Origin of the sequence: Bacteroides sp. HF-162, assembly GCF_015679285.1 — a bacterium.
In the GTDB taxonomy this organism is placed as follows: domain Bacteria; phylum Bacteroidota; class Bacteroidia; order Bacteroidales; family Bacteroidaceae; genus Bacteroides; species Bacteroides uniformis.
In genome coordinates this window covers 135,469-147,960 of sequence record NZ_CP064937.1, presented here as the reverse complement: position 1 = coordinate 147,960, position 12,492 = coordinate 135,469, and the positions used below count along the sequence as shown (strand labels likewise).

7 protein-coding genes and 1 pseudogene are annotated in these 12,492 nt (G+C 47.9%); 3 read left to right on the top strand and 5 right to left on the bottom strand.

Annotated elements, in window-relative coordinates:
* Window positions 1-105 precede the first annotated feature (105 nt).
* Window positions 106-1,134, top strand: a pseudogene (locus ITJ87_RS00610) (SGNH/GDSL hydrolase family protein).
* Window positions 1,135-1,393: 259 nt separating this feature from the next.
* Here ITJ87_RS00610 and ITJ87_RS00605 read toward each other — a convergent pair.
* The 5 genes from ITJ87_RS00605 to ITJ87_RS00585 all read right to left on the bottom strand — a co-directional run bounded on the left by ITJ87_RS00605 (window position 1,394) and on the right by ITJ87_RS00585 (window position 7,428).
* Entirely contained in the window at window positions 1,394-2,632 is a 1,239-nt protein-coding gene (locus tag ITJ87_RS00605; RefSeq protein ID WP_117965187.1) for an ABC transporter permease, read from the bottom strand.
* Window positions 2,632-3,810, bottom strand: coding sequence for an ABC transporter permease (locus tag ITJ87_RS00600; RefSeq protein WP_117965244.1), 1,179 nt, complete (start codon window positions 3,808-3,810; stop codon window positions 2,632-2,634). The genes ITJ87_RS00605 and ITJ87_RS00600 overlap by 1 nt, the downstream gene beginning before the upstream one ends.
* Before the next feature lie 28 nt (window positions 3,811-3,838).
* On the bottom strand, window positions 3,839-4,828 hold the full coding sequence (locus ITJ87_RS00595; RefSeq protein ID WP_117965188.1) for an HlyD family secretion protein: 990 nt from the start codon (window positions 4,826-4,828) through the stop codon (window positions 3,839-3,841).
* A 37-nt stretch (window positions 4,829-4,865) separates the two neighbouring features.
* On the bottom strand, window positions 4,866-6,332 hold the full coding sequence (locus ITJ87_RS00590) for a TolC family protein (protein WP_117974254.1): 1,467 nt from the start codon (window positions 6,330-6,332) through the stop codon (window positions 4,866-4,868).
* Window positions 6,333-6,549: 217 nt separating this feature from the next.
* Window positions 6,550-7,428, bottom strand: coding sequence for a hypothetical protein (locus ITJ87_RS00585; protein WP_117965192.1), 879 nt, complete (start codon window positions 7,426-7,428; stop codon window positions 6,550-6,552).
* A 230-nt stretch (window positions 7,429-7,658) separates the two neighbouring features.
* On the opposite strand from ITJ87_RS00585, the gene mdh reads away from it, so the two are divergent.
* On the top strand, window positions 7,659-8,600 hold the full coding sequence (mdh, locus tag ITJ87_RS00580) for a malate dehydrogenase (protein ID WP_005829779.1): 942 nt from the start codon (window positions 7,659-7,661) through the stop codon (window positions 8,598-8,600).
* A gap of 95 nt (window positions 8,601-8,695) precedes the next feature.
* On the top strand, window positions 8,696-11,953 hold the full coding sequence (locus ITJ87_RS00575; RefSeq protein ID WP_117965194.1) for a S41 family peptidase: 3,258 nt from the start codon (window positions 8,696-8,698) through the stop codon (window positions 11,951-11,953).
* Window positions 11,954-12,492 lie beyond the last annotated feature (539 nt).

Here is a 12,492-nt window from a genome sequence, read left to right as displayed (position 1 = left end):
ACAAGCACGTGGGAGTTAATTGATGTAAAATGCTTCCATTTCTTCGTTTTTCAAAGAAACCTTGTATCTTTGCCGTCTGATACTTAACACTTAATATCTTGTCATATGAAAACCAGAATTCTTCTGATGGGCTTGTTGTTGGCTGCTGTTGCCGATGCACAGACTGTCTATCATGATGCTTCCGCCTTCCCCCTTTTGGGCAAAGCAACAGAATCTACCCTTACCCGCTATGAGCGTCTGCCGGACTCTCTGCAGAACATCTCCCGCAAGCCTTTGTGGGACTTGGGCCGCAACAGTGCCGGACTTGCCGTGCGCTTCCGTTCCAACTCTACAAGCATTTCCGCCAAATGGGAAGTAAGGAACAATATGAGTATGAACCACATGACGCCTACCGGTATTAAAGGCCTCGACCTCTACTGCCTGCAAGACGGCAAATGGATATTTGCCGGTAGCGGTCGTCCGTAGGGCAAGGTCAGCAAGGCGACTATCGTAAGCAATATATTGCCCGAGGAGCGCGAATACCTTTTGTACCTTTCTTTATATGACGGGGTTACCTCGCTTTCCATCGGAGTGGATTTCCTATCTGCCATCACTCCACCGGCAGTGGACTTGCCGAAACGTGAGAAGCCGGTAGTATTCTATGGTACCAGCATCTTGCAGGGAGGCTGCGCTTCCCGTCCCGGCATGGCACATACCAATATTCTGGAACGTTGGCTCAATCGTGAGTGTATCAATCTGGGCTTTAGCGGCAATGCCTTGCTCGACCTGGAGATTGCCGATGTCATAGCCGGTGTGGACGCTTCTATGTTTGTCCTCGACTTTGTGCCCAATGCTACCGTGGAGCAAATGAGAGAGCGTGCCGATAAATTCTATACCATTATTCGCAGCAAGCATCCCGATACGCCTGTTCTTTTCGTGGAAGACCCTCTCTTTACCCACTCTCCTTTTGACACCAGGATTGCCAAGGAGGTGAAGGACAAGAATGAGACATTGAATGCCTTTTTTCGTTCTTTGAAGCAACGTGGAGAGAAAAACATCTATTTCCTTTCTTCCCGTGACATTATTGGCCACGACGGGGAGGCTACGGTAGACGGCATTCATTTTACCGATTTGGGCTTTATGAGGTATGCTTAGATACTTTACCCAATATTAGAGAAACACATGCGACCGTAATTAGGTATTACAGCCCCGTTTGTCTGTTTGCTGCCTTGCCGATGCTGTAGGGCAACTATTTGTTTCCTTTAACAAAACAGTCTGTTTCCTATAAGGGAACAGACTGTTTCAATATGGCGAACAAACTGTTTTTATATATTGGAACAAATTGTTCTGATACGCTGAAACAAAGTGTTCAAACGTATGTGAACACTTTGTTTCGTAGGCTTGGAACGATGTGTTACGCTTCTATACTCTTATGCTTCTTATACTCTTCAATTACATGTTTCCTGCTCTGCAATATCTGCCAGCGATATACCAGACACGTGGTGATGAAGTAGAAGCCCGTTTGTATCCATAGTGCCTGATACTCGAAAGAGACTTCATTGAGTGTGGCTCCCATACTGTTGATGCGTACGTAGCCGTTGATGCCGAAGGTAGAAGGGAAGATGTACGAGAAGTACTTCCAGAAAGCAGGCATGGCGGCTCCCGGCCACGAAATGCCGGAGAGGAACAGCAGCGGCACTGAGGTGAACACGAACAGCAGCATGCACGTTTCGCGGTTGCGGATGGCAATGGATGCTGTCATGGCAAAGAAAATACAAGCGGCCAGGTAGGGCAGGGTGAACAGAGTCAGGACACCGGGTATCGCTATTTGGTTGAGGCTGAAAAGCCATGGAACCACACACAGTATATATACCGATACCAGTGAATATACCATGAAGTAGCTCAGCCCTTTTCCCATCACAATGCGTAGTGTGCCGTTGTAGTGGCGGTTGATAGGCACCAGGTCGCGGAAGCGGTTCTGTTCGCGTGCCGTCCCGGCAGACAAGCCGATGCCGAGTAGCAGCGTTTGCTGGATAATCAATACCAATACTGCCGGAATCAGGAAAGCGGCAAATCCGTTGGTCGGATTATAGAGGGCGACATCCTCATACTCTATCGGGTAGGCGGTAATCTTGTCCTGGCGGTCGGTGGTATTGGCGCTTCGCTCCACTTTGATGTCTGCGTTCATGGCGAGCGACACGTTGGTGTTGGCGGTCAGCAAGGCTTTGTAATACAGCAGTCCGCTCATGTCGCAGAAGATACTGACCTGCGTCTGCTTACCGCGTACAATGTCGTCGCTGAAGCTGGAGGGGATGTAGATAATGCCGTATGCCCTGCGGTCTTTCAACATCAGTTTGGCTTCTTCCATATCGGCGCAGTAGCTCACGAGGCTCACTTCGGGACTGGAGTCCACTTTCCGCAGGTATTCGCGGCTCAACGAGGAGCGTGAGTCATCCACCACGACAGTGGGCACTTCGTGGATGGTTTCGTTGGTATAGATGAAAGCATATATCAACGGATAGACCAACGGAACGAGCACGAAGAAGATGAGCACGCCCTGGTCGCGGAAGGTTGTACCGAATTCCCGTTTCCATATATAGAACAAGTCATGAATGCCTTGTATCATTTTCTGTCTGAACGTCAGGTCTTTCATTAGGGCATGTATTTATAGTAAACCAACGCTCCTTTCAGCCTATGGGCTATAAGGAACGGGAGCATCATGAAAATAAGCAGCGCTACGTAGTTGACCCACGAGTAAATCATGGGGTATCCATTCAGTGCCTGGTCCACATAAATCAGGAAATAGTGGCGCAGGGGGAACAGATTTGCCAATGCCTGCAATACGGGGTGCATGCCCATGGCGGGGAATGACAATCCGCACATGGAGAAAGAGAGTACGCCCCATAGGGAAGCGAAACTGAGTCCCAGACGCAGGGTAGGCAGGGTTCCTATCATCAATATTCCCATGCCTTGCGATGCCAGCACCAGGCAAAGGGTGGCAAGCAGCATCGGCAGGATGCCGCTGTTGCAGGGAAAATGGAGGAAACCGTAGAGGTATACATTATATAATATTCCCATCAGGAAGAAGATGGCGGTATGCGGCAGCAGTTTGCCGATAAGGGAAATCCAGATGGAGTTGTTGCCCATGCGCAGCCATTCGCGGGCCGTGCGGTCTTTTATCTCAACTCCGATGGAATAGACGGTCACCATGAAGATAAGCAGCATCAGTACACCCGGTGCAAAGGTGTTGCACAGATATACGGAGTAGTTCAGCCACGGGTTATTGAGTGGATGCGTATCTATGACGATGGGCTGGAGGAAGGCCATCGCTTGCTCCTCGGTAGCGCCTTTGGCATAGAGGGCGGTGCGGGCGGCGGCTCCCGATGCCAGTTCGCTCATCATCTTCATATCTTTGAAGAGCAGTGAGCCGGCAATGAGTAGTGTGTTGTTGGTGTAGAACGAGAGTTTGGGCTGCCGTTGCGCCTGCGCCTTGGCGGAGGTGCCTTCGGGTATATAGAAGAAGCCGTAAATCTCTCCGCGCTGCATGGCGGTGCGGGCTTCGTTGATATTGGGATAGCGAGCCACGACGGCTGTCTGCTCAAAAGCGTCCAAGTTACGTATCAGCTGGCGTGAAGTGGCACTCATGTCCTGGTCTACCACACCTACGGGCATGTCCGTAGGAAGCCCGGAGTCCATCAGCGTGGTGAAGAATATGTAGCAGAACAACGGTGCTATCACCATACAGAACAGATAGAGCGGGCGGGAAACAAGACGGCGGCATTCGCGTCTTGCTACATTCCACAAAGCCGTATGTTTCTTATCTCTTTCCATCATCCTCCCCAATAACTCATAACTCCTTTTATTTCTCCAATATCACACTCATTCCCGGACGCAGTCCTTCCACCTTCTCTTGCGGAGCGGCTTTTACTTCGAATGTTTTCAGGTCGAACTGGCCGGTAGTCTTGGTCGCTTTCCAAGCGGCATATGTGCCGAGGTCTTTCATGTAGTACACTTTCAGGCAGATATTCCTATCGAGGGCAGGGATGAACGCCTCGAATTCGGTATTCATACCCAACCCTTGCAGCAAGTCCTCGCGTACATTGAAGGTTACCCACATGTCATCCAGAATAGCGATGTTCATAATGGGAGCACCCGTGCCCACAAGCTCGCCTACTTTGGGGAATATCTCGGATACCTCACCGGCAGTCTGTGCAATCAGGTAAGTTTCCTTGATGTACGATTCAACTTCGGCCACAGCTCCTTTAGCACGTTCCACCAAGGCAGCGGCAGCGGCTTTGTCCTCGCGTTCCGCACCGTTCTTGGCCATATCATACTGGGCTTTGGCGGCTTTCTCTGTAGCCTGGGCTGCATTGCGTTGGGCGGTAACTTCGTCAAGCTTTTGTGCAGACATCACGCCTTGGTCGTGCAGGTTCTTCACACGCGTGTAGGATTTTTCGGCAATCTCCAGTCCGGCCAGTGCCTTTTGCCACATTTCATAGGCAGCTTGTATCTGTTCCCGACGGGCGCCTTTCAAAGCTTTTTCGTTCTGGGCCTGGGCTGCCGATTCGGCGGCGCGTGCTTGTTCCAGTTTGGCCTGCACGTCCGGAGCCTCCAAAATGGCAAGGGTGTCTCCGGCTTGTACGCTTTGTCCCTCTTTTACACGAAATTCCAGAATACGTCCCGGCACTTTGCTCGATACTCGATACTCCGTTACTTCTGCTTGTCCTTGCACAATCTCCGGCCCTTTACGCAACATGAAGAAACCTACAAGGGCAACGATGGCAATAACTCCCGTCAGTGTGAGGAATGCCAACAACATGTTGCTGTTTTGTGATTTTGTATCTAACATATTATTTACTATTTACAATTTATGATTGAAGAAACGATCAATTATCAATTGTCAATTCCCCCGTTGCCTTTCTCAGATAGATTTCCGTCAGTTTTACGTCAATCTGTGCGTCTATCTTTTCCGATTGAGCAGAAAGCCATGCGGTATGCGCTTCGAGTACATTGCTGGCGGGTATAACGCCTTCCTCAAAGCCGAGTGTGGCGTATCTCAGGTTCTCGTTGGCTTTTTCCAGGTTCTTTTCGGCCATGGTCAGTTTTTTGGCAGCTTCGTTCACTTGGAAAGCAGACTGGTTGACCTGCAGCTCTATCTTTTCTTTGGCGTCATCCAACTGGTATTGGGCGATGCGTGCTTCCGATTTGGCTGCTTTTACTTTATAGATGCCTTCGCCCCAGTGCCAGATGGGTACCGATACCATGACACCCACGTTCCACATTCCTTTGAACTTCTTCTCAAAACTATTGAAGACGGAAGGGTTGGTTGCCATATAGCTGCCCATTAGTGCTATGGAAGGAAGATATTCCGAACGGGTGACATTTACTTTTTGCTTGTAAATCCGTGTGGCAAGTTCCAGGCTGCGTACTTCGGGGCGAGTGGCATAAACGTTGTTGATGTCGATGGCACCGTTTTTCAGAGTTGTGGGGGCCAGGTCTTCCTTCTGTTCGTCTGCGAGCATGATAGGAGTGGAAAGGTCAAGACCACACAGTTGGCACAGCAGCATCCGGGCAAGGCTCAAGCCATCGGTTACTTTGGTCAGAGTCATTTCGGCTTCATTCACTTTTACTTTGATGGAGAGTCCGTCTGCTTTGGTGGCAACGCCTTGGGCAATCATTTTGTCGACGTCGCTGTCGAGTTTCTGCAGTAGTTTCAGATAACCTTCTGCCAGCTTCTTTTTATGGGCAAGGGATACTACCTGCCAATATGCCTGGTCTGTACTCAGGATTACTTCCTGCATACCGGTGTTGTGCTGCTGGCGGGCCAGCTCTTCGGCGTATTTGGTGATTTTATTGTAGGCACGTATCTTGCCGCCCATATATAGGGGTTGGGTCAAGGTCAGTGCGCCCGCATACATGTTGCGGGTGTCTGTACGAAAGGCGTCAACCAAGGATTGGCCTGCACCGTCGAGGGCACCTACCAGGCTTTGTCCTAAAGCCGGCAGTTTCCCCGCTATTTCAGGATGAAGCTGCGCTATGACTTGGGCGGCTTGTTGCAAGGGGCCGCTGAGGTTTGTACCCAATCCGGACAAGGCCCCTTTTTGGGCATCACTGAGGATAGACAACTCTTTTTGGCTGCGCATATATCCACCGGTGGCCGAAATGTTGGGAAGGTAATTGGTGAATGCCGCCTTTTTTTGATAATGTGCAGCGTTGATTTTTTCTTGGCTTATCAGCAGTTCTTTGTTGTTGGAAATTGCCAATGCACGGCAACTATCCAAGCTCAATGCTTCCTGGGCCTTCACGGGGAAGGACAGGTATGCCAAACAGATGAAACAGAAGAACTTTTTCATTGGGCTATACATTAATTAAGGTGATGAATCGGTTACTTATACAACAACAATAATTGCATAAACAACGATGCAAATGTATAGGCTTTCAATGATATTGCAAAATAATTTAGAAATTTTTTTAGGCATAAGAACAAAAGAACACATTTTGCAGCGTTACGAAATCAGTAGTATGCCGCATGTTTTATGCTCTTTTGTTCTTACTTGTCTGAAAAATGTATTAATTCAAGTTGAATGATTGTGAACCGATAAGGGTGCCGTCAGTAAAAATGTCTACGCGGTAGGTACCTGCATAGAGGTATTCTTCTACATCCCAATATACGGTGACGGTTTGCTCTTCTCCGTTGTATTCTATATACTTCTTGATGGAATATACCAGTTCCCGGTTCTCGTATGGGAAGGTGTTTGAGGGACTTTTGGTCAGCACGTCATTGTCCGGTTTGGTGATGCGGATGTAGAGGGTGCGTTCGCCGGTTTCTGCAGTGATGTTTTTCACGATGGAGAAGTTTATTTTGAACTTCACGATGTCTTTCACTTTCTTGGCAGTCTTGCCGCGTTTGTTGGTGGGCTGCACAGAGATGTTGGTGGCGTCCAGTTGTGCGGCAAGCGTCACTGTCTTGGTCAGGTTCTTCTTTTCTTCGGACAAGTTGCTGATTTGCCGGGAAGCGGCGTTGTACTTTTGGGTGACATCGGCTATGATTTCCTTCTGTTGGGCAGTCAGGCGGTTCAGCGAGTCAATCTGGTTGATATAGCCTATCATGACTTTGCGGAGAGAGGTCAGTTCCTTCTTCAGACGGCGTATCTCGGTGGCATTGCTGCTCTTCACGGTGCGGAGTTCTTCCAATAAACGTTGGGTCTTCAGTTGTTCCTGCTCCAAAAGTACGGAGAGGGAGTCGTTGGAGACGGTCAACTTCAGTTCGTCATATTGTCTGGCGAAGTCTGTGTATTGATTTTCAAGGTCTTCTTTATCCAGATTGAATTCCATCACCAGTTCCTTGTTGGTTTGCTTTTCGGAAATCAGCAGAATGGTAACTCCTATTAATAATAAGATAAGGAGGCTGCCTGCCACGATGAGAAGTGTATTCTTCTTAACTGCCATTTTTGATAATAATTAATGGTTAAGTGATTAATGGTTGGTGACTGATTATTCGTCTTACGTTCACTAATCGTCCGCAAAATTAATCATTAATCATTAATCATCGTCCACTAATCGTTGGCTAAATGTGTATTTAACTAAAATTATTACGGAAATATTTCTCTAATTACGAAGTTCGCTGTACTTTTGTATCATCTTTAAAGAATACTTATAAACAAAAAACTTTAGAAATTATGTCAAAAGTAACCGTAGTAGGTGCAGGTAACGTAGGTGCTACATGCGCTAATGTGTTGGCCTTTAATGAAGTGGCTGACGAAGTGGTAATGCTGGACGTGAAAGAAGGCGTTTCAGAAGGTAAGGCAATGGATATGATGCAGACTGCTCAACTGCTGGGCTTCGACACCACTGTTGTAGGTTGTACCAACGATTATGAGAAGACTGCCAACTCCGACGTTGTAGTGATTACTTCCGGTATTCCCCGTAAGCCGGGTATGACTCGTGAAGAATTGATCGGTGTTAATGCAGGTATCGTTAAGTCGGTTGCACAGAACATCTTGAAATATTCTCCGAATGCTATCCTCGTGGTTATTTCTAATCCGATGGATACCATGACCTATCTGTCATTGAAGTCTTTGGGCTTGCCGAAGAACCGTATCATCGGTATGGGTGGTGCTTTGGACAGCTCTCGTTTCAAATATTTCTTGTCTCAGGCTTTGGGCTGCAACGCCAACGAAGTAGAAGGCATGGTTATCGGTGGTCACGGTGATACTACCATGATTCCGTTGGCTCGTCTGGCTACTTACAAAGGACAGCCGGTAAGCACACTGCTGAGCGAAGAAAAACTGAACGAAGTAGTAGCTTCTACCATGGTAGGCGGTGCTACACTGACTAAGTTGCTGGGTACTTCTGCATGGTATGCTCCGGGTGCGGCAGGCGCTTATGTAGTTGAGTCTATCATCCACAACCAGAAGAAGATGATTCCTTGTTCAGTATATCTGGAAGGAGAATACGGTGAATCAGACATCTGTATCGGTGTTCCCGTAATCCTTGGCAAGAACGGTATCGAGAAAATCGTTGAACTGGAACTGACTGCTGACGAAAAAGCTAAATTTGCTGCCAGCGCTGCTGCCGTTCACAAGACAAATGCTGCTTTGAAGGAAGTAGGAGCTCTCTAATTGAGGGTAACTTAAAGAGAAATAAGCAAGCCTCACGGACTTTTTCTGACAAGGAAAAGACGTGAGGCTTTTTTTATCCCCCAAAAAGAATCATTATGAAAAAACTACTATTAGGTATTGCTGCCGCTTGCCTGGCAGGTTTTACTTTTGCGCAAGATGCTCCGCTCTGGATTCGTCATAGTGTTATCTCTCCCGATGGGACCACCATTGCTTTTACGTATAAGGGAGATATTTATACGGTGCCGGTTACCGGTGGACGTGCCATGCAGATAACTACCAATCCTGCATATGATACGGATCCGGTATGGAGTCCGGACAGTAAGCAGGTTGCTTTTGCTTCAGACCGTATGGGAAGCCTGGACGTCTACATTGTGTCCAAAGACGGAGGCGAACCACGACGGCTGACTACCCACTCGGGAAGCGAAACACCGCTTGCTTTTACAGATGCCGGACATATCTTGTTCTCTGCGGGCATCATGCCGTCTGCTGAGGCTGTTGTCTTTCCCTCTAACGGGCAGTTCAACCAGGTCTATCGAGTATCAGTGGAGGGAGGGCGCCCGACGATGATTTCGTCCATGCCTATGGAGTGCATCTCCATCAATAAGGAGGGAGCGATGTTGTATCAGGATAAGAAAGGTTACGAGGACTACTGGCGTAAACATCACGTATCGCCCATTGCTCGTGACATCTGGATGTATACTCCAGGAAAAGAACCGCAGTACCGCCAGCTGACCACTTTCGGAGGAGAAGACCGTGAACCGGTTTGGGCTCCTGATGGAAAAACATTCTACTATCTGAGTGAGGAAAACGGCTCTTTCAATATCTACCGACGTACTCCCGGAGATGCGAAGGCCGTGCAGTTGACGCACTATACCAAAAATCCGGTACGCTATCTCAGTGCCGCTACGGACGGAAGGTTGTGCTATGGATTTGATGGTGAGATTTACACCCTGCTTCCCGGTGGAGAAGCGCAAAAGGTGAACATCAGCATTGTTTCCGACAGAAACGACAAGGACATTATCCGCCAGATTAAGAGTAGCGGTGCCACGGAAATGGCAGTGTCTCCGGATGGTAAGGAAGTGGCTTTCGTTTTGCGCGGCGATGTCTACGTCACTTCAGTGGAATATAAGACTACGAAGCAGATAACGAATACTCCTTGTCAGGAACGTACCGTAGACTTTGCCCCCGATGGGCGGACACTGGTTTATGCTTCCGAACGCGGCGGGCTTTGGCAACTTTACACTTCGACGATTGTGCGTAAGGACGAGAAGCTGTTTACCTATGCCACAGAGCTGAAGGAAGAACGCCTGACAAACTCGGATGCCGCTTCTTTCCAACCCCAATACAGCCCCGACGGTAAAGAGATTGCTTTTCTCGAAAACCGTAGCGCCATCCGTGTCATCAATCTGAAGACGAAGGCTGTGCGTACCGTTATGGATGGCAAGTACCAATACTCTTATTCGGACGGTGACCAGTGGTTCCAGTGGAGTCCGGACAGCAAATGGATTCTTTCGGACTATATCGGTGTAGGTGGATGGAACAACAAAGATGTTGTGCTGCTGAATGCCGATGGTAAGGGTGAAATGGTGAACCTGACCGAAAGCGGATACAACGATGGCAATGCCAAATGGGTATTGGACGGAAAAGCCATGATTTGGACCAGTGACCGTGCGGGGTATCGCAGCCACGGCAGTTGGGGAGCCGAAGACGATACTTATATCATGTTCTTTGATGCTGAAGCATACGACCGTTTCTTGATGAACAAGGAAGAAACCACTTTGCTTGAGGAAGTGGAGAAGGCAGAGAAGGAAAAAGCCGGGAAGAAAGACGAAAAGGATGCCAAGAAGAAAAAAGAGGATGCCGACAAAGATAAGGAGAAAAAGGTAGAGCCGTTGAAGTTCGATCTCGCAAACCGCTTTGACCGTATTGTACGCCTGACCGTCAATTCCTCGCATATGGCAGATGCCATGCTTTCTGCTAAAGGGGATAAACTCTATTATCTGTCTGTTTTTGAGGATGGGTACGATCTTTGGGAGCACAATCTGAAAGAGAATGTTACAAAAGTTCTTTTGAAGAAAGTAGGTGCAGGCGCTTTGCAGCCTGACAAGGAAGGGAAGAATATCTTCCTTTGTGCCCGCGACGGAATGAAGAAGATAGAGATTGAAGGCAGCAAGATTTCTCCAATTGAATTTGAGGCTTTCTTCGATTACCGTCCTTACGGTGAGCGTGAATATATCTTCGACCACATCTGGCAGCAGGTAAATGATAAGTTCTATGTGGCAGACTTGCAAGGTACGGACTGGAATGGATACAAAGAAACTTATAAGCGCTTCTTGCCTTATATCAACAATAACTACGATTTTGTGGAAATGCTGAGTGAGATGCTGGGTGAATTGAACGGTTCTCATACGGGAGCGCGTTATTATGCTTCGGGCGCAGCACTTCCTACGGCAGCTTTGGGAGTGTTCTATGATGAAGCTTATGCGGGCGATGGACTGAAGATTAAAGAAATTATAGCTCAGAGTCCATTGACGAAGAAAAAGACGGATGTCAAGCCGGGCTGTATTATCGAGAAAGTGGATGGTGTTGCCATTAAGGCTGGCGCTGATTATTTCCCGTTACTCGAAGGTAAGACAGGCCGCAAGGTGATTCTCTCGGTCTATAATCCTGTTACCGGAAAGCGGTTTGAAGAAACCTTGAAGCCCATATCTTACGGTGCCCAGAATGAGCTGTTGTATAAGCGCTGGGTGGAAAACTGTCGCAAGAAGGTGGATGAATATTCCGGTGGGCGCATTGCTTATATTCACATCAAAGGTATGGATAGTCCGAGCTTCCGTAAGATTTACTCCGATTTGTTGAGCGAAAGCAGTCGTAAGAAAGAGGCTGTTGTGGTGGATACCCGCCATAACGGAGGCGGATGGCTGCACGAACAAGTAGCGACGTTACTTAGCGGCAAGGAGTATGAACGCTTTGTGCCGCGCGGCCAGTACATCGGCAGCGATCCTTTTGATAGATGGCTGAAACCTTCGTGTATGTTGGTTTGCGAGGATAATTACAGCAATGCCCACGGTACTCCTTTTGTGTACAAGACGTTGGGTATCGGTAAGCTGATAGGTGCTCCAGTGGCAGGAACCATGACTGCTGTCTGGTGGGAAAGCCAGATTGATCCAAGTATTGTATTCGGTATTCCGCAGGTAGGTTGTGTGGATATGCAGGGTAACTATCTGGAGAACCGGACTTTACAGCCGGACATCTTGGTTTATAATGAGCCGGAAGCTGTTTTGAAGGGAGAAGATGCACAGCTGAAAGCGGCGGTGGACCACTTGCTGAAGGGGTTGCAACAAAAGAGATGAGTTGTTAAAGCGCTGATTTTTATATAGAACTCAGATTATTTAACGTGAGTCCGACGAATTCAGACGCTCTGTTGATTCGTCGGATTCATGTTTTTTAAAGTTTTCTCACGTCAGTGTTCTATCTGCAAGAGTATATGACTGAGTTCCCGACATATAGGGACTTAGCCCCTTTCACATTACGACTGTAACCCCTAAACATCCGGATGATGTCTGTGAGAACACCCGGATGTTAAATCAAATTTAAAAGCTTTTGGTTGAAAATATACATTCTTATTGCTTCTACGTCTGGACTTGTTTTATTCTTCTGTCGCGTGTTGAATCAGTTATCGGCTACAGGTGGTAGGTATCTCATTTCGGTATGTCGTTTTCATCTATTCCCAGCCGAAACAAGGGCTGAATAATAATCTGTATTGTTTACAAATAGTGTGGGCCTGAATAGAGTCGTATTCTGAACCTAATTCTGTCGTATAGTGAATGCCATTCAGTCGTATATTGAATAAGGTTCAGTAGTATATTGAATGTGTTGTGTTTAATGGTGT

Excerpts from the sequence above, each read along its gene's own strand:
- ITJ87_RS00605 (WP_117965187.1), bottom strand. The coding sequence starts at position 2,632 with ATGAAAGACCTGACGTTCAGACAGAAAATGATACAAGGCATTCATGAC.
- ITJ87_RS00600 (WP_117965244.1), bottom strand. The coding sequence starts at position 3,810 with ATGGAAAGAGATAAGAAACATACGGCTTTGTGGAATGTAGCAAGACGC.
- ITJ87_RS00595 (WP_117965188.1), bottom strand. The coding sequence starts at position 4,828 with ATGTTAGATACAAAATCACAAAACAGCAACATGTTGTTGGCATTCCTC.
- ITJ87_RS00590 (WP_117974254.1), bottom strand. The coding sequence starts at position 6,332 with ATGAAAAAGTTCTTCTGTTTCATCTGTTTGGCATACCTGTCCTTCCCC.
- ITJ87_RS00585 (WP_117965192.1), bottom strand. The coding sequence starts at position 7,428 with ATGGCAGTTAAGAAGAATACACTTCTCATCGTGGCAGGCAGCCTCCTT.
- mdh (WP_005829779.1), top strand. The coding sequence starts at position 7,659 with ATGTCAAAAGTAACCGTAGTAGGTGCAGGTAACGTAGGTGCTACATGC.
- ITJ87_RS00575 (WP_117965194.1), top strand. The coding sequence starts at position 8,696 with ATGAAAAAACTACTATTAGGTATTGCTGCCGCTTGCCTGGCAGGTTTT.